The 644-nt window shown below is 69.9% G+C and carries 2 protein-coding genes; both read left to right on the forward strand.

Annotated features, from left to right (window positions below; translation table 11 throughout):
- The coding region (locus AC4HOU_RS29130) for a cytochrome P450 (protein WP_490725608.1) at positions 1-466 on the forward strand (466 nt) is incomplete at its 5' end.
- Positions 451-644, forward strand: a 194-nt coding sequence (locus AC4HOU_RS29135) for a ferredoxin (RefSeq protein WP_490725609.1), incomplete at its 3' end; no start/stop codon positions are given. The genes AC4HOU_RS29130 and AC4HOU_RS29135, both read left to right, overlap by 16 nt.

Consider the following 644-nt stretch of genomic DNA (forward strand, 5'->3'; position numbering starts at 1 on the left):
GTTCACTCTGCTTCGCGACCCGCGACGGTTCCATCAGCTGATCGAGCAGCCCACCTTGATCCCTTCTGCGGTGGAGGAGCTTCTGCGGTTCGTGCCGGCCGGAGTCGGCGGCGGATTCACCCGCGCGGCAACCACCGATGTGCAGCTCGGGCCCGTGTTGGTCCGCGCCGGGGAGGCAGTCATCCCCGTCACTCACGCTGCCAGCCGCGACCCGAAGGTCTTCGACGACCCGGACACCTTCGTGCTCGACCGCGGGACGCGGCTGCCGCATCTCGCGTTCGGGCACGGCACTCATTTCTGCGTCGGTGCGGGCCTGGCCCGGTTGGAAGCACGGATAGCCCTGGAGGCTTTGACCACCCGGTTGCCGGGGCTGCGACTCGCCGATCCCGCCGATGGCGGGACCTGGCGGGCGGGCCGGGTGGTGCGCTCCCTCGAACGATTGGACGTGGCATGGACGCGAGACTGATCATCGACCACAACCGCTGCGCGGGCACCGGAGTGTGCCTGCCGATCGCCACCGACCACCTCCAGCTCGTCGACGGCCTCGCCACGGCCACCGGCGACGGCACTATGGTGTGCATCGAGAAGGCCCGCGCCGCGGCCGCCTGCTGCCCTAACGATGCGATCACGGTGTGCGAGCGGGA

It is taken from the genome of Nocardia sp. JCM 38205, assembly GCF_058222935.1.